The 21683-nt window shown below is 67.5% G+C and carries 15 protein-coding genes and 1 pseudogene; 6 read left to right on the forward strand and 10 right to left on the reverse strand.

Annotated features, from left to right (window positions below; translation table 11 throughout):
- Positions 1–2: 2 nt before the first annotated feature.
- Genes FHS55_RS02775 through FHS55_RS02795 form a run of 5 tightly spaced genes read right to left on the reverse strand, consistent with a single transcriptional unit; the run spans position 3 to position 3398 of the window.
- A complete protein-coding gene (locus FHS55_RS02775; RefSeq protein WP_183188136.1) occupies positions 3–713 on the reverse strand; it encodes an energy-coupling factor ABC transporter ATP-binding protein in 711 nt (236 codons plus the stop codon).
- Positions 710–1420: a cobalt ECF transporter T component CbiQ gene (gene cbiQ, locus FHS55_RS02780; RefSeq protein ID WP_183188137.1), complete on the reverse strand. Its 711-nt coding sequence runs from the start codon at positions 1418–1420 to the stop codon at positions 710–712. Before cbiQ ends, FHS55_RS02775 begins: the two co-directional genes overlap by 4 nt.
- Positions 1420–1983: an Ig-like domain-containing protein gene (locus FHS55_RS02785; protein ID WP_183188138.1), complete on the reverse strand. Its 564-nt coding sequence runs from the start codon at positions 1981–1983 to the stop codon at positions 1420–1422. Before FHS55_RS02785 ends, cbiQ begins: the two co-directional genes overlap by 1 nt.
- Positions 1980–2624: a cobalt transporter CbiM gene (gene cbiM, locus FHS55_RS02790; protein ID WP_183188139.1), complete on the reverse strand. Its 645-nt coding sequence runs from the start codon at positions 2622–2624 to the stop codon at positions 1980–1982. The genes FHS55_RS02785 and cbiM overlap by 4 nt, the downstream gene beginning before the upstream one ends.
- 6 nt (positions 2625–2630) lie before the next feature.
- Positions 2631–3398 carry a DUF4198 domain-containing protein gene (locus FHS55_RS02795; RefSeq protein WP_343055988.1) on the reverse strand — a complete coding sequence of 256 codons (768 nt, stop codon included), beginning with the start codon at positions 3396–3398 and terminating at the stop codon, positions 2631–2633.
- A 241-nt stretch (positions 3399–3639) separates the two neighbouring features.
- Here FHS55_RS02795 and FHS55_RS02800 point away from each other — a divergent pair, with 241 nt between their 5' ends.
- From FHS55_RS02800 to FHS55_RS02810, 3 genes are all read left to right on the forward strand, one after another.
- The gene (locus FHS55_RS02800) at positions 3640–4746 is read left to right on the forward strand and encodes a lytic transglycosylase domain-containing protein (RefSeq protein ID WP_183188141.1); all 1107 of its coding nucleotides are present in this window, start codon (positions 3640–3642) and stop codon (positions 4744–4746) included.
- Between the two features lie 408 nt (positions 4747–5154).
- Entirely contained in the window at positions 5155–5577 is a 423-nt protein-coding gene (locus FHS55_RS02805) for a MarR family winged helix-turn-helix transcriptional regulator (protein ID WP_246339772.1), read from the forward strand.
- Between the two features lie 70 nt (positions 5578–5647).
- Complete coding sequence (locus tag FHS55_RS02810) at positions 5648–6967, forward strand: MFS transporter (RefSeq protein WP_183188142.1); 1320 nt, start codon at positions 5648–5650, stop codon at positions 6965–6967.
- Positions 6968–7186: 219 nt separating this feature from the next.
- On the opposite strand, the gene FHS55_RS02815 is transcribed toward FHS55_RS02810, so the two are convergent.
- Positions 7187–8209 (reverse strand): NADP-dependent oxidoreductase, encoded by a 1023-nt coding sequence (locus tag FHS55_RS02815; protein ID WP_183188143.1) that lies wholly within the window; start codon positions 8207–8209, stop codon positions 7187–7189.
- Positions 8210–8334: 125 nt separating this feature from the next.
- Between FHS55_RS02815 and FHS55_RS02820 the strand changes: the two genes are divergently transcribed.
- The gene (locus tag FHS55_RS02820; protein WP_183188144.1) at positions 8335–8919 is read left to right on the forward strand and encodes a TetR/AcrR family transcriptional regulator; all 585 of its coding nucleotides are present in this window, start codon (positions 8335–8337) and stop codon (positions 8917–8919) included.
- A gap of 738 nt (positions 8920–9657) precedes the next feature.
- Here the strand turns inward: FHS55_RS02820 and FHS55_RS02825 are convergent.
- Together FHS55_RS02825 and FHS55_RS02830 are read right to left on the reverse strand one after the other, a co-directional pair.
- The gene (locus FHS55_RS02825) at positions 9658–16935 is read right to left on the reverse strand and encodes an autotransporter domain-containing protein (RefSeq protein WP_183188145.1); all 7278 of its coding nucleotides are present in this window, start codon (positions 16933–16935) and stop codon (positions 9658–9660) included.
- 442 nt (positions 16936–17377) lie between these two features.
- A complete protein-coding gene (locus FHS55_RS02830) occupies positions 17378–18145 on the reverse strand; it encodes a helix-turn-helix transcriptional regulator (protein WP_183188146.1) in 768 nt (255 codons plus the stop codon).
- 172 nt (positions 18146–18317) lie between these two features.
- Here FHS55_RS02830 and FHS55_RS02835 point away from each other — a divergent pair.
- A pseudogene (locus tag FHS55_RS02835) lies at positions 18318–18500 on the forward strand (HNH endonuclease); the annotation flags it as partial.
- A gap of 17 nt (positions 18501–18517) precedes the next feature.
- Positions 18518–18985 carry a DUF3363 domain-containing protein gene (locus FHS55_RS23885; protein WP_425485781.1) on the forward strand — a complete coding sequence of 156 codons (468 nt, stop codon included), beginning with the start codon at positions 18518–18520 and terminating at the stop codon, positions 18983–18985.
- Here FHS55_RS23885 and FHS55_RS02840 read toward each other — a convergent pair.
- Positions 18894–20279 carry an aminotransferase gene (locus FHS55_RS02840; protein WP_183188148.1) on the reverse strand — a complete coding sequence of 462 codons (1386 nt, stop codon included), beginning with the start codon at positions 20277–20279 and terminating at the stop codon, positions 18894–18896. The genes FHS55_RS23885 and FHS55_RS02840 overlap by 92 nt on opposite strands.
- 289 nt (positions 20280–20568) lie before the next feature.
- A complete protein-coding gene (locus FHS55_RS02845; RefSeq protein WP_183188149.1) occupies positions 20569–21678 on the reverse strand; it encodes an ABC transporter ATP-binding protein in 1110 nt (369 codons plus the stop codon).
- Positions 21679–21683: the final 5 nt, after the last annotated feature.

The raw sequence follows: 21683 nt of genomic DNA on the forward strand, positions 1-21683 counted from the left end.
CCTCAGGAGGGATCGACCGGGTGCACGTGCCAGTGCTCGTGCACATGGCGATGGCCGTGACGCTCTCCCGGCAGCAGCCGGCGGTCGTGGATGACCATCGCCCGTGTCGCCAGTTCGGCGATGAAATGATCGTCATGCGAAATCAGCAGCATGGCGCCGGGAAAGGCGTGCAGTGCCGCCCGCAGGCGCTGGCCGTTTTCCGCGTCGATGCCGTTGGTCGGCTCGTCCAGCATCAGCACGTCCGGCTGCATGGCAAGCAGGCCGGCCAGGCAAACGAGCCGTTTCTCGCCGCCGGACAGGCGATGGCTGATGCGCTCGGCCAGGTGGCCGATGGCGAGCGCGTCCAGCGCCGCCTGCGCGCGCCGCCGTGCCTCGTCCGCCGTGCAGCCCATGTTCAGCGGGCCGAAGGACACATCCTCGATCACGCTGGGACAGAACAGCTGGTCGTCGCTGTCCTGGAAGAGAAAGCCGATGCGCGGGCGGAACCGCCGGAAGGCGCGCTCGTCGGCGCAGGCCGTGCCGAACAGCCGGACCACGCCCCGCGCCGGTCGCTCCAGTCCGACAATGGTGCGCAGCAGCGTGGTCTTGCCCGCGCCGTTCGGGCCGACAATGGCCAGCCGCTCGCCGGCTGCCAGCGAAAGGTCCACGTCTGCGAGCACGGAGGTCGCGCCGCGGGTGATCGAGACGTTCTCCAGTGAAATCAGCGCGCTCATAGCCGGTCGATCACCAGGACGGCGACGCCCGCGGCGGAAATCGCGCCGAAGCCGATCCAGTCCCGCAGAGGCGGAAATGGCGGGGCGTGGTAGGGGAAGCTGCCGGTATAGCCGCGGCAGAGCATGGCTTCCTCCACGCGCTCCGCCCGGTCAAGCGCGCGCACCAGCAGCATGCCGATGAGGTTGCCATAGCTGCGCCAGGTGTGGCGGCTGGAGCGCGGCCGGAAGCCGCGCGCGCGCATGGCGTCGTGCAGCCGGCGCGCCTCGTCGCGAAGCAGCGCGGTGTAGCGCATCGTCATCACGCAGAGCCGGGTGAGGCGTTCGGGAACGCGCAGGCCGCGCAGCGCGACGCCGAGGCGCGAGGGCTCGACATTGCCCAGCAGCGCCGTCAGCACGAGCACGCAGGTCGAGACCTTGGCGGCGATCAGCGCCGCACGCCACAGCCCGTCCTGGCTGGCGGTGAAAGGCCCGAGCGCGAACAGCGTATGCCCCTCCACGGTGAAGGGCAGGGTGGCGAACAGCAGAAGCAGGAAGCCCTCCAGATGCCAGAGGCGCCGCCACGGAAAGGCGAGGGGGGCGAAGACCCACGCCAGCGGCAGGACAAGCGCGAGCAGAACGCCCGCTACCGCCAGCGAGTGCAGTTGCGAGAGGCAGCCGATGGCGATGAACGCCGCGAGGAGCCGGAGGCGCAGGTCGGCGGGGGCCATCACCGTCGCCGGCCTTTCGCCCAAAGGGCCATGCCGCCCAGCCCCAGGATGAGGAACACGCCCGAGAGCGCGTCAACTAAGCGCAGGCGGGAATCCATCGCCTCGATCCGCTCCTCCAGCGGCTCGATCTGCCGCTGCACCGCCGCCTCGATCAACGCGGCGAGCTGCGGGTCGGAGAGGGGGGCGCCCGTCGCCGTGCCCGTCGCCATTGGCGCGCGTGGCTCGGGGATGGCCCCCGCCGCGCCGCCCAGCCGGGCAGCCGGCAGCGTCACGGAGGCGATATGCGCCTCGCGCGTGTCGACGGTGATGGTGAGATCCGAGGCGGGAGGGGACGGAAGCGGGAAGGCGAAGCGCCCCTCCGCGTCGGTCAGCCCCGACGCGACCTCCGTTCCCTGCGTGTCCTTCACGGTCCACGGCACGCCCTGCGGCCGCCCGCCGCCTATGAAGAAGGCGTAGCCGCCGATCGTCGCCCCCTCGACGGTCGCGAACAGCTTGAGCTTGTGGGCCTCGGCCGCCCCGACAGGGCCGAGAAGGACGAGCAGGCAAAGGATGACGCGGATCATGGCGGCGACGACGAGGTCGCGGATGATACCGCGATGACCGGCTGTAGCGCCTCCGGCTGCACGCGCGCCAGAAAGCCCACGATGGCCGCGGTCACGAAGGCTTCTCCCACCGCCAGCGGCAGATAGGTGGCCATCAGCACGCTGGCGACGGGGGTATATTGCGAGAAGGAGAGGGCGAGCGACAGCGCCACCAGCCCGCCCGTGCCCATGACGCTGAGCGCCCCCACCGCCCCGGCCAGCGTGGCGCGCAGGACGCCGCTATGCGTCGCCCGGATCGCCGGACCGAGCAGGAGGGCGAAGACGACGCCCGGCAGCGCGATGTTGACGGCGTTGACGCCGAGCGTCGTCAGGCCACCGAAGCCGAACAGCAGCGCCTGCAGCAGCAGGATGACCAGCACCACCGCGAAGGTCGCGGTGCCCAGCATGATGCCCATCATGCCCGACAGCAGCACATGCACGCTGGAGGGGCCGACCGGCACGGCGATTAGCGATCCCGCGAACACCGCCGCGCCGAGGATCGCCGCGCGCGGGATCATCCGGTCGTCGAGCCGCCGCAGCGCCAGCGCGACGCCAGCGGCCGTGATCAGCCCGCCGCCGATCAGCACGGGAAGCGACAGGATGCCATCGGGAATATGGGCCATGGGCGGCTATTTCTCGCCCATGTCGGTGGCCTTGACCCAGATGAGCGCGCCCAGTTCCACCGGCACATCCTTGCCTTCCGGCGACTTTTGCGGCGCATCGGCCTCCAGCAGCGCGGCAAAGCCCCACCAGCCGCCGCGCGGCATGGCGTAGCTGAAGGTGCCGTTCGCGTCGGCCTTGAGGACCTGAGTCACGAAGGCATCATTGGGCGGCGTGACCGACCCATCATTGATGAATTCCACCTCGACCTCGGCGAATGGAACCGGCTTGCCGTTCTTGAGCACGATTCCGGAGAACAGGTTTCCGGTCCAGAGGCCGGTGGGGCGGGTGAGTGGCTGGATTTCCACCGGCAGCCCGACCAGCGCGTCCCAGCCCTCGCCGGAGGCGAAGCCGTCGACGATGACCTTGGCGTAGTGGACGATCAGCTTGCCCTCGGCGGGCTCCCAATAGGGTTGCGGCTCCACGTAGAAGACCGCCGCGCCCGGCGTCGTCAGGTCATGGCGCAGCGACCAGGCGCTGTGGCCCGCCACCGGCTTTTCCGTGATCTGCGCGGTGAGATCGGTCTGCGTGCCATCGGCCAGCATGCCGACGCGCACCGGCTTTCGCATGTCCATGACCGGCCCGCCCTCGACCGGGTGGGTGAACACCATGTCCAGCGTGACGATGCCGCCCTCCGGCAGCACGTCCGCCGATGGGATGATCTCCTGAAAATGCGCCGAGGCGGCGCAGGAGCCGAGCGAGAGGCCCAGAAGGGCGAGGCGAAACGAAGCGGCGATCCTGACCAAGCGGCACCCGTCGTATGAATATTGTGAAGATTTATCATACAAGCGCCATGGCTCGCTGCAAGCGCGCGGTGTCGCGCGGGGGACAAATGTCTCACCGCGCAGTCGTGCCGGGTCCGCCGATGCCGGCGGCGCGCCGACGGGCGGCATCGGGAAGGGTGGCGGGAGGGGGCATTTCGACCTTTGACGAATTGTGCTAGGCAGCAGCGTGGAATGTCGAGCAGCAAAGCGTCGGATGGGCCGAAGGCCCCTTGTGGTCGGGGTACTCGCGCTGGCGGGTTCGCTCGCCCATAGTCCTTTCACGGGCGTGTTGCCGGTATGGGCTGCGGCCCAGCACCAGCCGGAGCCGGCCGCCAATCCGGCGTCAGCCGCGCCAGCCGCTGCCGCGCCTCCCTTGGCCTGGCCGTCCGGCGACGGGAGTGTACCCGCCACGCTCCTGGTGCCGGTCGCCCACGTTCCCGCAGACCTTGTGGCTCCCTCCTATGCGGGATGGCTGACCGATCCGCCGCATGGGGCGCTGCCCGGCGACAAATTCGTCGCCCGTGGGCCGGGAGCGGTTGGGGCCGAGGTCTTCCAGCGGGTGAGCGCGCTTGCTCCGCCTTCCTCGGCGCCGCCTTCCTCCGCGCCGCCTTCCTCGGCGTCGATTTCCCCCGCCCTGATCCCTCCGGCCTTGCCTGCCGCCTTGCCCGCATCATCCGCCCCCCTGCCGCCGAAGCGACTGGTGGAGAAGCGCGGGATTGTTCTGGCATCGCTGGCGCCACTGCCGCCCCGGCGCCTCGCGGAGCCGGTCTCCGTGGCGCCGCCGGAGACGGCCGCGCGCGAGGAGGCCCCGCCGGCGGGCGCGCCGGCACCCGGCGACAATGCGGTAGACGCCGGCACCGAGGCCGCGCCGGAGGATATCCCCCAGGAGGATGCCGCGCGGTCCATCGATGACGCTCCCGAGTCGGCGGCGGCCCGGGCGTCGGCCGATCGCGCGCCCCCGCATATCGAGGTGCTGATCCAGCGTCATGCCGAGCGTTTCGATGTGCCCGCGCGGCTCGTGCGCCGCGTGGCCTGGCGGGAGAGCAGGTTCAACCAGAGCCTTCGTCACGGCCCCTATTGGGGATTGATGCAGATCCGCGTCGACACCGCGCGCGCCCTCGGCTTCCGGGGGGCGCCGAACGATCTTCTCGAGGCCGACACCAACATGGCCTACGCCGTCGCTTATCTCGCCAATGCGTATCGGGTCGCCGGGCGCGATGAGAAGCGGGCGGTGACGCTCTATGCCAAGGGCTATTACTACGAGGCCAAGCGCAAGGGCATGCTCGGCTCCCTCATCCGCACCGCAACCGCCGAGCCATAGCCGCCCGGGGCCTCTCGCGTCGGCCGCTCCCCTTCCGGCCTGCGAATAGTCGCGATTCGTGGCCGCTCGAATGGGTTCCCCCGTCTTTCCGTCGGTAATGCGCAGGATGGCACGCCCGGAAGCCGCGTCGGGCAGCGCTCGATTCTGGCCGGCGACATAGCACTGCCATCGATATCGGGAAGCGATGGCGCGGCGCCAGGGCTTCGTCGTCCCCATGCCGGGATTGCCGCGATCCCACGCGGCCAGCAGCGGGCGTTGCCGCATCCTCTCGACAAGGCGCGGGCGCAGCTTGGAGCGAGGAAGCGGCGCCAGCCGCCGCGATCGTCGTTGATCCCAGCCATGTCGGACGGGATTGGGAGCGCATCGCCAAGGAGGATATTTCACCACGGCCTCTCGACGGAACGTGATATGCAGGTATATACACGCATTATGGAGATGCCTTGCTATTGCACACAACTGCGCCAGGCGACGCGCCGACTTAGCGCGGTTTATGACGATGCGCTGGCGCCGCTCGGCATCAATGTCGCGCAATATGCGCTGCTGCGCCGGATCCACCGCAACGAGCCTGTCAGCCTTACGCGGCTTGGTAGCCTGTGTGACCTCGACCGCTCGACGGTCGGGCGCAACGTGCGCGTGCTGGAGCGCCTGGAACTGGCGATCAGCACTCGCGGCAGCGAGGACCAGCGCGAGGCCATGATCCAGCTTTCCGAAGGCGGCCGCGACCTGCTCCAGCAGGCCGTGCCGGTGTGGGAGGCGACGCAGCAGGCGGTCGCGGCACGGCTCGGCCCGCAACGCGTCGAAGCGCTCGAGGATCTCATCGCCGCCATCTGACCCATTCGGCATGGTCCGCCAATCCATCGCCATCGCATAGAAGCGGGCAGCTACCCGCAAAAGGGAACCCATGGAAAGTCAGCCCCCGGTCACCTCCGCTCCGACGGTGACGCCTCCCGCCTTTTTTGCCCGTCGCGGCATCCATTATGGCTGGGTGGTCGCCGCCGTCACCTTCCTCACCATGCTGGTCACGGCCGGCGCGGTGGGCGCGCCCGGCGTGCTGATCGGCCCGCTGGAGCGCGAATTCGGCTGGGCCACCGCCGACATCTCCTCGGGCTTCGCGATCCGCCTCGTGCTGTTCGGGCTGATGGGCCCCTTTGCCGCCGCCTTCATGAACCGCTTCGGTCTGCGCCCGGTGGCAACCGTGGCGCTCGGCCTCATCGGCCTTGGCGTGTTCGGGTCGTTCTTCATGACCAGGGTCTGGCACCTCATGCTGCTCTGGGGTGTCGTCGTCGGCTTCGGCACCGGGCTCACCGCCATGGTGCTCGGCGCCACGGTGGCGACGCGCTGGTTCGCCCAGCGGCGCGGGCTGGTGCTGGGCCTGCTCACCGCCTCGACGGCGACGGGGCAGCTGGTGTTCCTGCCGCTGCTGGCCCATCTCACCGAAACGCTCGGCTGGCGCAGCGCACTGTCGCTCATTCTCGCCATGCTGCTGGTGGCCGCGCTCGCGGTGCTTATCCTGCTGCGCGACCGGCCGTCCGATATCGGGCTGCTGCCCTATGGCGCCAGCGAGCCGCCGACGAATCCCGCCCGTCCCACCACGTTGAAGGCGATGCTCGCCTCGCCGCTTCTGGCGCTGCGCGATGCCTCGAAGTCGGCGACGTTCTGGGTGCTGTTCGGCACCTTCTTTATCTGCGGCGCCTCGACCAACGGCCTCGTGCAGACCCATTTCGTCTCGCTCTGCGGCGATTACGGAATGGCCGCGGTGACGGCGGCCGGCATGCTGGCGCTGATCGGCGTGTTCGACTTCATCGGCACGGTCGGCTCCGGCTGGCTATCGGACCGCGTCGACAGTCGCTGGCTGCTGTTCTGGTATTATGGCCTGCGCGGCCTCTCGCTGCTCTATCTGCCGTTCAGCGATTTCAGCTTCTACGGCCTGTCCATTTTCGCCGTGTTTTACGGTCTCGACTGGGTCGCCACCGTGCCGCCGACGGTGAAGCTGGCCGCCGACCGGTTCGGTGATCGCGCCAGTCTGGTCTTCGGCTGGATCTTCGCCGGCCACCAGCTTGGCGCCGCTTCCGCCGCCTATGGCGCCGGCTTCAGCCGCACCTTCTACCAGACCTACCTGCCCGCCTTCTTCGTCGCCGGCATTCTCTGCCTGATCGCCTCTCTCGCCATCGTTGCGGTGCGCGAGCGCCGGGATCGCGCACCAGTGACAGCGCGGGGGTGACAGCGCGGGGGTGACAGCGCGGGTGTGACGGCCCGTCTCATTCCATTGAAGGAAGCACATCGTGAAGTACACGCTGCTTGGACGGACCGGGCTCAGCGTCTGCGACCTGTCTCTGGGGACCGCGAATTTCCGCCGGCATTGGGGGCATGGTGCCGATGAGGCGGAGAGCGCCGGCGCTTTCTCCGGGATGGGTACTCGCCGACGAAGCGGCGGAGCGGGTCAATCGGCGGTCACGATCAGCTTCTTGCCACTATGGCTGCCGTCAAACAGCGTCAGGAGCGTCGCTGGAAGTTTCTCGAAACCATCGATGAGTTCTTCGCCGAACGTGATCTTGCCACTCGTGACCAGGGGCGTCATCTCGGCCAGGAACTCGGGGAAGGTGTGCATGACATAGGGCGTCGCGAAGGACTTGATATCGACGAACCGGTAGTGGATCAGCGTGATCAGCCGCGGCAAATAATTCGTCCCGGTCGGCAATTCGGTGTCGCTGTAGTCAGCGATCGTGCCACAGATGACCATCTTCGCGTTGGTGTTGAAATATTCCATCAGAACCGGAAAAATTGGGCCGCCGACATTCTCGAAGAAGGCGTCCATCCCGTCGGGGAGCGCGCGCTTGACGTGTTCGGCGAAGTCGTCGGCCTTGTAATCGATCGCATCGTCCAGGCCGAGTTGATCCTTGAGGTAAGCCGTCTTCGCGGCACCACCCGCGATACCGACAACGCGCAGCCCGCGCAGCTTTCCGAGCTGCGCGGCTGCCGAGCCGACCGAGCCCGCCGCTCCGGTGACCACCAGCGTGCCGCCGGGCTTGAAGTCATGGACCTTCGTCATGCCGTACCACGCGGTGAAGCCGGTGAGACCGAGCGGTCCGAGCGCGGTCGTCGGTGGCGCGACGCCGACATCCAGCTTGCGAAGATCGGCACCGTCCGAGACCGCATAGTCCTGCCAACCCGACCACGTCTGAACGCGATCGCCGACGACGAAATCCGGGTTTCGGCTTTCCTCGACCACGGCGACCGTCGGGCCGCCCATGGGCTCACCGATCTCGATCGCGGGCCATTCGGACGAACCGTTACCCATCAGGTTGCGCTGATAGGGATCGACCGAGAACAGCGTGTTGCGGACGAGCACCTGCCCCTCAGCCAGCGGCGGCACCGGCGCTTCCACAAGCTTGAAGTCGCTCAGTTTGGCCGCCCCCTTGGGGCGCGCGGCGAGCGTAAATTGGCGGTTCAGCGTTTTGGTCATCTCGGGTCCTTCACCTTCATGGCAGGCATTACATAATGCTCATTACGTAATGAGCGTTACGTATCTGGACTTCGATTGTCAAGTCGATTAAATAACGTTCATTATGAAATGGAGCGGACGCGGACATGGGACGCCCAAGGACATTCGAGGTGGAGGAAGCGCTCGACGCGGCGCTCGGCGTTTTTTGGCGCCAGGGCTTCGAGGGAACCTCCTATGCCGACCTCGTTGCCGCGACCGGGGTTGAGCGGCCGGCGCTCTATTCGGCTTTTGGCAACAAGGAGGCGCTGTTCCTCAAAGCGCTCGACCGGTACGGCAGCCACTACGGCAACTATGTCTGGGAGGCTGTGAATCTGGAAACCGCCCGGGCGGTGGCAACGAGGGTGCTCAAGGGGGCGGTCGAGCTCAACACGCGGTTTGCGGATCGTACAGGATGTTTCGGCATTAACGGTGCCTTGGCCGGATCGGACGACTCGGAGGCCAGTCGTCAGGCGCTGATCAAATGGCGGGCAGATGGTGAGGCGGTCCTGCGAGACCGATTTGAACGGGCAAAAAACGAGGGAGACCTGCCGGCGGATGCCGATGCCTCGGTGCTTGCCGCGTACATATTGGCGGTCGCGCATGGCATGGCCGTTCAGGCGAAGGCCGGCTTTTCCAGAGAGCGACTGACGGCAATTGCCCGGCAGGCTTTGTGTGCCTGGCCTCAAGCCTGACGACACCGGGTGTCTCCGGTCGCACTACGGGCTGCGCAGTCCTTGGGACGGCGCGCGCCGTTCGGTCGGCTCGGGCCGGCGGATGGGTCCGTTGCCTAACGCACGACGCCTTGCAGGTGAGCCGCCGTGACCAAGAGGCGGCCCAATAATGAAGTGTGGGCGCGTTGCCGATCATACGCTGAAGTGGTCACAAACGGCCGTTTATCCCGAGATCGGCCGTTCAAGACCGCAAGCTTGTATGACCGGCTTCGTTCGATAGCCGTCGCGCTGGCGTTTCAGGCGCGAAAGTGTCGGACAACAGCGTGGAAGCGGCGGTTCGCGATACCGCAAGGTGATGGGCGGTGATCGGCGGCAATATCGGGTGATAGAGGGGAAAAGGTGGGATTGGCGGGCCGCGAGCGACGCAGATGAGCACGATGTCGACGCCATAGCCCTATGACGTGCGTTGACCCGACGTGGACTCATGGAAGGTCCCGTCGCGGCCGATCTGTCGCGGCCGATCTCTTGAGCCTCCGCTCGAAACAACAACCGCATCTCGAATTATTCATTTAATCGAGTTTTTTCAAATATTTATCGGAAATTCGCCTCGCCGGGACGGCGTTCTCCCCTCAGGCCGAATTGGCATGATTGGTCCCAATCCGCTCCGCCGCCTCGCGGCGTGGCGCGAGATGTTGGGGCAGATCGCATCCGAGATAACGGCGCCCGGATCGGCTTCCGCTCCCTTCGCCTTATCCCGCCTCAGAACTTCACAGTGAGCGAGGCGTTGAAGCTGTTCTGCGTCACGCCGTCACCGAACTGGCCGGTATAGGCGATGCCGAGCGTTGAGCTGGCGCTCAGGCGCAGATCCAGACCGGCTTCCAGCACGGCGGCGTCTTCCGCGATCGGCACCCCGGTGACGGTGAAGGCATCCGAGCCGAGGAAGGCCTGCGTGACCGACGGCGCGATGTCGCCAAAGGCATGGCGCCAACCGAGGGTCCCCCGCAGGGTCGCCTCATAGGCACCCAGCGTCAGCTCTCTGGACGCCCGCAGGCCGAGCGTCGCGAAAGTGGTGTCGAAGTCCGAGCCGTCGGAATACAGAGCCGCGGCGCCGCCCTGCTCGGTATAGCCGTCGGTGTTCAGATGGACATAGGCGAGGTTGGCGAAGGGTTCGAGCGACGCAAAGGGCGCCTCGATCCGGTAGCCCAGCTCGCCGAAGGCCTGGAAGGTCCCGGCATTGTAATCCGCGGAGAGGCTGTCGGCAAAGCCGGGGAAGGCAACCGTCCGGCCGGTCGAGACGTCATGCCATGTGTAGGCGAGCCCGGAGCGCAGGGCGAGCGCGTCCCACGTCTTGCCGGCGTAGAGGCCGACATGCCCGTTATCGCTGCTGCCGGAGGCGTTGCGCCCGCTCACCGAGAAATCGGTGTAGATGTAGCCGCCGGCGACGCCGACCCGCCAGCCGTCGAGGATCACCGTGTCGGCGCCGATCAGGAAGCCGCCGGTGGAATTGGTGACGCCGGCGGCGTTGCCGGTGCCGTTGAACGAGCCCCAATTGCCGAAGCCCGTGGTCCACAGCGCGAATCTTTCCGCCGGTGCCACCAGGGGAGCCGCCTTCATTGGCATGCTCATATCGGCAGCGACCTGCACCTTGGAGGGCGCGGCATAGGCGAGCGCGCCGTCCGGCGTCTCGACCACGCGGACGACCGTGCCGGCGGCGGCGCCAACGCTGCCCTGCGCGCCGCGCAGCCGGTCGTTCAGCGCGCCGCGAATGAGGCTGCTCTGCTCCATGAACACGCTCTGGGCCGAGGCATGCACCTCGCCGGAGAGCTGGTCGAAGGCGCCTGGCGCCTGGCTGGCGGTGAGCTGCAGCACGCTATTATAGACGGGGTTGCCGAGGCCGAGCGACTGCGCCGCATTGGCCACGGCGCCTTGATTGGCGGTCATCGCCGTCGCGGCGAAGTCGACATCGTTGCGCGCCAGCGTGAGATACACATTGCTGCCGTCATAGCTCAGCGACGGACTGATGAAGGCGTAGTTCGACACGACGTCCGCGAACTGTCCGGCGACGCCGGCCTGCGCGGCGAGGATGGTGTAGGTGGCGAGCGGGTTCCCATAGCCGGCCTGTGCCAGCAGGGAGACCGTTCCGCCCGACAAGGTCGCCGTACCGGTGGCGGTGATGAGATCATGCCTGCCGTCGGCCCACGCCTCGGCCGCATAGGTCGAGCCGGCCGCGAAGGAGACATTGCCGTTGACGGTGAGGGTGCCCGGCGACGTGCCCGGCGCGACGGTGCCGCCGCTGCCGACGACAAGCCCGCCAATCGTGCCGCCGCCGCCCAGCGTGCCGCCGCCGAGCACCGAAACCGGCCCGCCAAGGCTGCCATTCACCTGGAGAAGCCCGGCTTCGATCGTCGTCACGCCGGTGAAGGCCGAACCGTTGCCGGTGTAGTTCAGCCCGCCGGCACCCAGCTTGGCAAGGTCGCCACTGCCGGCGAGCGTGCCGGAAAGCGCGAGCGTCGTGCCGGCGGCCACGTCGAACCCGCCGGACGCGGCCACATTCACGGCACGCGCGGAAGCGAAGCTGGCCGTCGTCGACAGCGTGCCGCCGGCAAGGGTGAGCCCGCCCGCGGCATCGCCGAGATTGGCGTCCGCCGCCACCTGCACTATGCCATCGCTCAGTTCCGTGCCGCCGGTGTAGGTGTTGGCGCCGGTCAGCACCAGCGTGCCGGCCCCGGCCATGACCACCTTGCCGCTGCCCGCGATCGGCGCGGCCAGCGTCGCGAGATCGGTGAAATTGCCGATGATCGCGCCGTCATTCGCGATGACCCCGGCATCGACGGCGCCGGCCGCTCCGCCGCTGCCGATGACGAGGCGGCTGCCGGCATTGACGTGCAGCGTGTCGCGCACGCGGACCGTGCCCCCATCGGCGACCGTCAGCGTGCCGGCATAGTCGAGGGGAAGGAAGCCGATCTCCATGAGACCGTGAACCTCAAGCACCGATCCGGTGCCGGTGACCAGCATCGAGGTCGGCGCGCCAAGATCGGAGAAGGTCGCCGTCTGGTCCACCTCGAAACGTCCGCCGTCGCTGACGAGGAAGCCCCGCGTCTGCTCGACGCCGATCCGGGCGGCGCCCTCGACGGTCACACGCGAATTGGCGCCGCTCACCTCGACCACGCCGCCGTCGACCTCGAACAGGGCGTTCGAACCGCTCACCGTGAGCGAGCCGCCGCCGGCCACGGCCAGACGGCTGTCACCCACCGATACCGTGGAGGGATGACCCGTCGTCCCGTTCACCGCCAAACTGCCGCCGTCGATTGTGATGCCGCCACCCGCCCCGCAGTCGCAGAGCGACAGTGCGCCCAGCTGACTACCGGTACCGGTGAGGGTGAGCGTGCCGCTGCCGATCTTCTCCAGCAGGCCAACGCCGGCGAAGCTGCCGGTGAACCGCGTGTCGCGATTGTCGCCGCCGACCGACAGAGCGCTGTCCGGCCCGTCGAGAAGGACCGTGCCGCCGCCGAGCGCTCCATCTTCCAGCGCGGCGATCTCCGCCCAGACGCCGTCGGCGATCTCGAGCCGCGCGCCCTGGTTGACGCGATGCGCCGACAGCGAGGACAGCCCGGAAGAGGTCTCCGCCCGCAGCGTGCCGGCCACAATGTCGGTCGCGCCCGCATAGGTGGTGTCGCCCGCCAGCGCCAGCACGCCGGCGCCCTGCTTCACCAGCCCGCCCGTGCCCTCGACCTCGCCGGCCAGCGTGACGATCGTGCCGTCCGCCACGTCGACGGTGCCGGTGGCGGACAGCGTGACCTGGCGGTTCGAGGTGAAACTTCCCGTCGTCGCCAGCGTGCCGCCGAGGAAGGTCAGCCCGCCATCGGCATCGCCGAGATTGCGGTCGTCGCTGATCTGCAGGACGCCCATCGCCAGCGTCGTGCCGCCCTCGTAGCTGTTCACGCCGGAGAGTTCCAGCGTGCCGGCGCCGGTCTTCAGCAGGCCCCCGCTGCCGATGAGCTGCGTGGCGATCTCGGCCGAGACATCGGCGCCAACGCGAAACTCCGTGTCGGCGCCGGACAGCCGGAGGGCGCCCGCGCCTTCCAGCCGATAGCCGGTGGTGCCGAACTGCAGGCCCGCCACCGCCACTTCCTCGGTGACGTCGATAGTGCCCGCCGCGCCCACGAACACGGCGGTGAGACCCCCCCAGGGGTTGGCGCTCAGCCCGCTCGCGTCGGTCCAGTTGACGTTGCCATTGTTCCAGACGCCGTCACCGCCGCGCACCGTGCCGGTCGGCGGGTCCTGCGAGCCGTTCCAGTATTGCAGCCCGTTCTGGCTGACGATGAGGTCCACCTGTCCGTCGTCGACGGCGAGAGCGAAGTCGTAGCCGACCGCGCCGGTCAGGATGAGGCCGTTATCGGCGGTCAGCGAGCCATAGGTGAACAAGGTGTAGGTATAGGTGCCGAGCCCCGGCGGGGTGAGGTCCAGCGTGGCGACGCCGTCCAGCGTCAGCCCGCCCGTCACGGCGACGAGGTCGTTGTTGGGCCCGCCCACGACGCCGGGCTGGCCGAGCTCGAACTCCAGGCTCGAGGCATTGTTCAGTACCAGCGAGCCCACGTTGAGCGTGCCGGGAGAATTGCCCGGCGTCAGGCTGCCGCCGTTGGCGACGGTCACTTCTCCACGGACCGTTCCCGATCCGCCGAGCGCCGCGCCCGCGCTCACCTCCACCGCGCCGCCGAGCGTGCCGTTCACCGCCAGTTCCCCGGCGGTGACGCGGGTCGTGCCGGCGAAAGCCGCGCTGTCGCCGGTATAGGCGAGCACACCCGCGCCGGATGTGGCGAAGGTGCCGGTGCCCGAGAGTGTGCCGGCATAGGTAGACGCCGTCGCGGCAACCAGTTCGAAGGTCGCGTCGCCGTCGATGCCGACATCGCCGGTGAAGCCGCCGGCGGCGGCCGCGAGCGTGCCGGCGTCGACCTGCCAGCTCTGCGCGCTCGTGCCCGAAAGGGTCAGCGTGCCCGTGCCGGCCTTGGTGAGCCCGCCGGTGCCGTCAAAGCTGCCGGCGAAGGTGGTCTCGCCGCTGCCGCCGATCGTCAGCCCGTTGGTGCCGAGCACGATGGAGGAACCGGCGATGCCGGACAGGCTGCCGATGCTGCGTGCGCCGTCGGCGGCCGAGATGTCAAACACGCCCGTTTCGCCATCGAGCGTCATCGCGCCAGCGGCGGCGAGGGCACCGCTTCCCGAGAGCGCCAGCGTGCCGGCGGAGATCGTGGTTCCCGCCGCGAAGGTGCTGGCGCTGGTCAGGATCACCGTGCCGGCGCCGGATTTAGCGAGGGCGCCGTCCGCGCCGCCGAGTACACCGTTGAGGGTGAAGCTGTCGGTGGCGCCCAGCGCCGCGATGTCGAGCGTACCCTCCAGCGTGATGCCTCCGGTGGCGGTAAGGCTCAGCGAGGTGGCGCCGCCGGCCTCCATGAAGGTGGGATCGGCGCCGCCCATGGCGGTGGCGGCATTGCCGCCGCGCAGCGTGGCGCCGTCCTCGAAGGCGATGGTGCCGTCGGTGGAGACGCTGTTCGCGCCGCCGGCAACCAAGGTTGCGTCGGCGCCGACCGTGAAGGTGGAGGTCGCGCCGTCGAGTTGCAGCGTGCCCACGCCGACCACGGCGTCCTCGTCCTGCGTCGTCGGGTTCGCCACCTCGCCTGCGGCGAAGAGATAGAGCCGGCCTTCCGAGACGGCGAAATCGGTGCTGCCGGTGCCGGACACCGCGAAGACGTTCGCGCCGCCCAGCGCCCAGGTCCCGGCCCCGGCCTTGGCCACGGTGTTGGTGACGTGGTCGGCGTCGCCGCTCATCGGGTCGCGCATGTCGAGCAGCGCCCCTGTCTCCGCGCCCACCTTAAGCGCGGACGCCGTGTAGACGAAAAACGTCGGAGAAACGTTCATGCGGACGCCAGTCCCAACATGGATCGCCGACGCCTCGCCATCGGCCATATTGCCGGAGAACAGGCTGCTGAAGCCATCGCTGACCGTCAGGTTGAGCGTGCCGCCTTCCAGCGCGATCGCACCGCCTACCGACCCCGCGCTGTTGCCGGTGAAATCGCTGTCGACGATGCTCAAAACGAAGGGTCTGTATGGCCCTTCAGCCGAGATCGCACCGCCCTTTTCCCCCGCGCTGTTGCCAGAGAAGCTACTTTCTATGACCGTGGTCGGGGACGCGCCCGAGGTGTAGATCGCTCCGCCCACCGACAGGGCGTCATTGCCCGTGAAACGGCTGCGTTCGACGAGAAGGGTGCCAAATTGGCCGATGGCCCCGCCATAGCCACTGGAGTTCTCCGAGAAGGTACTGTCTGTTAGCGTCATGACGCCCGTATTCAGGATGGCGCCACTGGAAGAAGCCGCCGCATTGTCGATGAAGGTCGCGCGGGCGATGCTCACCGTTCCAGATGCGTTGTAGAGCGCGCCCCCCGTGCCAGCGTGATTCCCGGCGAAGATATAGCCCTGCATCTGGCCTTCCCCGACGCCGAGATCGAGCACGCTGCCGCTTCCAACGACGATGCCACTGTCGGTCCCGCTGATGGGGAAGCCGAACATGGTTAGCGCGGCATCGGCGCCTTCCAGGCGAATCGCACCGGCCTGCCCATCCGCTATCGTGATCGGTCTGTCGGTCGCCGGGTCGAGGGACACCAACCCGGTGATCTGCAGCGTCGGCAACTCGCCGCTGGCCTGTCCCTCGCCGATCGTCTGCCGGTAGCCGGCCTGCGCCGCCGCCAGCGCCGCCGCGTTCTCCACGGTCGGCGCGCTGGCATAGGTGGAAATGGCGGATGACAGGGTGGATCCAGCACTGGGAAGCCCGGTCACGCCGCTTACCGGAGCATTGAAGCTGAGGTTGACGCCGTCGCCCAGCGCCGCCTTGTTCGCCACGCTCAGCGTGCCGGAGGTGAGGGTCGTGCCACCTTTGTATTTGTTGACGCCCGACAGCGTCAGAACCTGCGGCCCGACATCGACGACGACACGGCCCTGGCCGTTGACGTCGTTCGACACATCGGCGTCAATGCCGTCCAGCTTGAAGGTGAGCGAGCTGCCGGGGTCGTTCACGACCAGATTGCCGTTGAAGCTCCAGCCCTCCTGCAGCGTCAGGCTGTTGGTGCCGCTGAGGAATATAATGGCGTTCGCGCGCATCTCGCCGTCGCCGAACAATCCGCCGGAGATGGCGCCGCTGGTGGTGATGTCCATGTTGGAGCCGAACACGCCCCACCCGCCGGCGCCGATGACACCATCACCAAACTCGCCCGCGCCGCCTTTTGCCCCGTTCCCGCCGGTGATGGTGCCGCTGTTGTAGAGCGTCAGGCCGTTCAGAGCGAACACGCCCGTACCGCCATCCCCGCCATTGGAGCCGTAGACGCCATCGGCGCCCTTACCGCCGTTCCCTCCGATGATCGTGACCCGATTGTCGAGGACCGACGCCGAATCGAAATAGACGCCGACGCCACCGTTGCCGCCGTCGCCGCCCCTGCCAAACTCGCCATTCAAGCCGGCTTGCCCGCCCGCGCCGCCATTGCCGCCGGAAACGACACCGCTTCCGGACAAAATGAGGCTTATGTTGCCTTGTCCGGAGATGCCGTATCCGCCTGCGCCGCCGCCACCGCCCGAGGCGCCAACGCGGTTGCCGGAGCTGAAGCCGCTGAAGCCGGAAGCGCCGTTGCCGCCATTCGTGCCGTAAATCCCCGCGACACCCGGATCGAGCGTCGCGTCGGTGCTCTGGACCGAACCCGAATGACCTCCGTCGCCACCATCGCCGCCGCCGCGTTGAAAACCGCCGTCATCCGGCGCATCGGCGCCTTTTCCGCCGGCCCCTCCCACCAGGGCGCCCGCGCCGCCACCGCCGCCACCGCCATAATAGGGGGTGCCCTCGTCCGAAGATTCGGTACCGTCCTCGCCATCCATTCCGTAACCGCCGCCCGCGGCTGACGGGGCATTTACCGCGCCGCCGTAGCCGCCGAATGTCTGCGCGCCAGCGGGAGATGCGATGAGGGTGCCGGCCAGCATGCACAGGACGAGAGGCGACACGCTTCCCAGCGCCGCGGCGCGGGTGCGGACGGGTGATGGACGCGCAGGTGGGAATGGCCTTGTCGCCCTGCCGCCTGCTGCCGCGATGTGGTTCACGCAATAGGTCTCGTGACGCTCACGCGCCCGCACTCGCCCGCCAAACCGCATCACCCGCCCCGTTCCCCCTCTGGCTCGCCCAACCAGAATCATCTCGCCAATCGGTGTCCCGATGCCGTTACGCAAACTAGGACAGGAGGAGGCAGGGGGTCATGTCCTCTAAATAGAGGATGCGTCGCGGGTTCTCTCGTTTAGCCGGGTACGAATCCCCTCGACCGAGGCCGGGACGGCGCTCGAGCATGTTCCGCAGAAGTTGAATGACGCGTGCGATCAGAACCGGTTCCTGCCCATTGAATCTGGAACATTTTCGTGTCGATCCGATGCTTCCGTCCGATCGGAAAAGGCGCTAGCCGGCACGATTGAGCCAGAGGCCCATGAGCGCGGCCCGGCTGCGCACCCCGAACTTGCGGAAGATGCGCATGACATGCTGGTGGACGGTGGAGGACGCCACATCCATCTGCCGGGCGATCTGCTTTTCGGCCGCTCCGGTCAGGAGCAATTGCAGGATGCGGCGCTCCGTCGGCGTCAGCGGGGAAGAGGCGATCAGGAGCCCGTTCGCCAGCAAGAGGCTGCGGTGGAACCACTTTATCCCGCGCAAGGTGTAGGTGAGCCGGGCGATCTCCTCGTCGGCGAACGTTTGGTGCGAATAGAAGCCGAAATGGGACTCGCAGTTCTCGTTCAGCGGAAACGCGACGAACACCGCGTCACGCGTGCCGATCGAGCCGTAGTGACGCTCGTAGAACGCGCTGCCGAACCATTCCGGCGGCAGCTCCCGGCGGAACGAATAGGTGCGGAACGTGCCGACCGCGCGCATCGGCAAGAGGAAGGAGGGATCAATCTCGCGCCGGTCCCAGACGCGCAGTATTTCCTTGAAATGGCCTTCGTCCGGGTGCGGGGCGACCGGATGGAGCGCCTGCACCGCACCGACCCGCCAGCCCTCGAGCGGGTCCCCGCCGGTGTCTCCGTCGATCCGTATCGCACCCGCCCAGGTGGCGTTCCAGGCCCCGACCATGTCGCACAGCCGCCCCATGAAATGGGCAGCCGCCTGATCGGGCTGGCTGGCCTGGAAGTCGGAAAGCTCATCCCACAGGCGATGAATGATCTCTGTCTGCATAGGTTCTTCTTGAGGGGTGCCGCAACCAATCGCGGGCACGGTTCAAATCATCTCTGTAGCCTCGCGAAATACCAACCTTCCACCCGACAAGTTAAGATGCAAGACGCAGGTTTTGAGGCTTCCACCATTCGTCCTCGCGGATCGCACAGGGCGCAAACGCATCGTGCCGCGCGCCTGTGACGAGCGCTGCGCCATCCGCGGCTTGAAGCGGATTAAGGGTGGCCGGCGGGCCGAGGTCGCGGCGGCCCACATTCAGCCCCTTCAGGGGAACGGCCCTTATATCGTCATCAATGGATTGGCTCTGTCAGGTACGGCGCACTGGATGTTCGACCGCGGGCGGATCGGGTTGTCCGATGCGATGCGCCCGACCTCATCAACCGGCTCCAGCGCCGCGAGACGGAGCGCGTCGCCGCCCACCTCGCCAAGTCGACCAGCCTGACCTACCGGCCTTCCGGTCGCGGCGAATATGTCTCGGGCACCGGCATCCGCCAGCTTCAGCTCGTCTTCGGCCGCTTCGCCATGCTGGAGGATGGGTCTCGGCTTCCAGCTCACGCCCTTGCAGCCGGTCTTCGACAAGCAGATCGGCCGCCATGTGAGGGCCTCACACGAAGCGATGGCGGGATCGAGTGCGATCGCGGTCGGCAGAGGGGCTGGGGTTGTGAGGGCGCATCACACGGCGTGATACTTGCCCGTCGCCTGCGTGACATGGCCTCACAGCGTGGATGTTCCAGCGGGGAAGCCGCTCACATCAAGGTAAGCAACCCAGCTGCCGCTCGAGCTGATGAAGGCTGGTCTCGCAACGTTCGGCGATCTCATCCACGTCGCTCTCGGTCACGATGAGCGGCGGGGAGAAGCCCAGCACGTCGCCCATGCAGCGCGCCACCAGGCCGTTGCCATAGGCGATGCGGTCGAAGGCCATGCCCACCTGCAGATGCGGATCGAAGGGCGTGCGGCTCGCCTTGTCCGCAACCAGCTCGATGCCCAGCATCAGGCCGGCGCCGCGCACCTGCCCCACGATGGGCGACGCGCGGCCGATGCGCTCGAAATGGCCGCGAAGGCGTGCGCCCATCGCCCGAACGTGCTCGACGATGTTCATTTCCTCATAGATGGCGATGGCTTCGAGCGCGACCGCCACGCCCACCGGGTGACCCGAATTTGTGAAGCCATGGCCGAAATTGCCGCCGGCTTTGTTGAATTCCTTCACGGCTTCATAGATCGCGGGCGCCAACACGACAGCCGAGATCGGGAAATAGGCGGAGGAGAGCCCCTTGGCGAGCGCCATCATGTCCGGGCTTGCGCCGACCGTGTCCTTGCCGAACCATTCCCCCGTGCGCCCGAAGCCGCAGACGATCTCATCATCGAGAAAGAGAATGTCGTACTTCTTCAGGATCTGCTGGATCCGAGGAAAATAGCCGGCGGGCGGCAGGATGATGCCACCACCGGCATGGATCGGCTCGGCGATGAAGGCGGCGATGGAATCCGCGCCCTCGCGCAGGATGAGGGATTCCAGCTCGCGCGCGAGCCGCTCGACGAAGGCGGCCTCGTCCTCGCCCTCCAGCATGCCGCGATAGGCGTCGGGACACAGCGTGTGCAGGAAGCCCGGCAGCGGCAGGCCGAATTCGCGGTGCATGAAGCCGAGGCCGCACATGGAGGCCGCCGCGATGGTGGAGCCGTGGAAGGCGCGGTCGCGCGCGATCACCTTGCGCTTGGTCGGCTTGCCCCGCACCGTATGGTAGACCCAGGCGAGCTTCACCATGGTCTCGTTCGCCTCCGAGCCGGAGGTGGCGAAATAGGCCTTGCCGCCGGTCATGCCGGTGAGGTCGACCAGCTTCTCGGCCAGCTCTGTCGCCCCCGGCAGGGTGCGCTGGAAGAAGGTGTGGTAGAAGCCGAGCTCGGCATATTGCCGGCTTGCCGCAGCGGCGAGGCGCTCATTGGCAAAGCCCAGCGAGGCGCACCACAGCCCCGCCATGGCGTCGATATAGGGCTTTCCGGCGGCATCGTAGACGCGGATGCCTTCGCCGCGGGTGATCACGATCGGCCCGTTTTCCTCCATTTGCCGCGGATTGGTCTGCGAATGCAGATGGACGGCGACGTCGCGCCCCTCGAGCGAGTTCGGCAGCACGGGCTGGTTCATGGATCACCTGTCGTGTGTTGATGGCGTGCGGGCGCCCGGCCTGCGCGCGCAATGCCGCAGCGGCCGATGCCATGCATGTCTGAAGAGAAGTTCGATCGCATTCGGCCGCCGAGGGGAGGCGACCTCACCGCGGGAACGAGCGAATGATGGTTTCGTGTCTTAGTGGGCGGCTTGGATGATCAACCGCCCGGCCGGGACGACGGCCATGAATGCCTTACTTCATTGCTGACATCGCCAGATTGCCGAGAGCCTGCCATGCTGTCAATAATTATTCCGTCAAACGGACTTATTAATTCGCTCTCGGCATTCCTTGGGAAAGTCGCACCCCGCTGGCGTGATCGAAGACCATCACGTCGGCTGCGGAAATCTCGGCTCGGATGGGCTCGCCGGGCTGAAGTCTGCAGAACCCCGGCTGGGCGGCAATCAGCGATCCGCCGTCCCACTCGATGACGACATGGCTGGATGGCCCAACGGGCTGAACCAGGCGGACGCGGCCGGCGAGCGTCCCCGAGCCTAGCCTCACATGCTCCGGCCGCACGCCGATATCGACGGAGCGGCCGGCCGGCGTGTTGAGGGAGGACGCCAATCGCACCAGTTCGCTGCCGATACGCACCACGGGGCCGCCTTCGTGCGCCTCCACGATTCCCGACAGCAATTCGATCTGCGGATTGCCGATGAAGGACGCGACATAGCGGGTAGCCGGGCGGGCATAGATTTCCTCCGGCGTGCCGAACTGTTCGACCCGGCCGCGATTCATGACGGCGATCCGGTCCGAGATGGACATCGCCTCTTCCTGATCATGGGTGACGAACAGGGAGGTGACGCCCAGCCGGCGGTGCAACTGCTTCACCTCGGCCCGCATCTTCACCCGCAGGGCGGCGTCGAGATTGGAGAACGGTTCGTCGAACAGGAAGATGCGCGGCTCGCGCACGATGGCGCGGCCGATCGCCACCCGCTGCTGCTGCCCGCCGGAAAGCTGCGCCGGCAAACGATCCACCACATGCGACAGTTCGAGCGCGGTGGTCACGTCCTTCACCCGCCGGTCGATCTCGGCACGCGGCGTGCCGCGCATGCGAAGGGTAAAGCCGATGTTCTGCGCCACCGTCATATGCGGATAGAGCGCGTAGTTCTGGAACACCATGGCGACGTCGCGCTCGACCGGCGAGAGCTCGTTGACGCGCCGCCCGGCCAGCAGGATGTCGCCGCTCGTGCAGTCCTCAAGCCCGGCGACCATGTTGAGCGTCGTCGTCTTGCCACAGCCGGAGGGGCCGAGAAGCGTGACGAATTCGCCGGCGGCGATGGCAAGATCGACATCGCGACAGACCGGCACGCTGCCGAACGTCTTGGCGACGCCGCGCAGCTCGATGGCCAGCGGCGTGGAGGAGGGGGAGGGACTCATACCGT

Source organism: Ancylobacter tetraedralis, assembly GCF_014195655.1.
Lineage (GTDB): Bacteria > Pseudomonadota > Alphaproteobacteria > Rhizobiales > Xanthobacteraceae > Ancylobacter > Ancylobacter tetraedralis.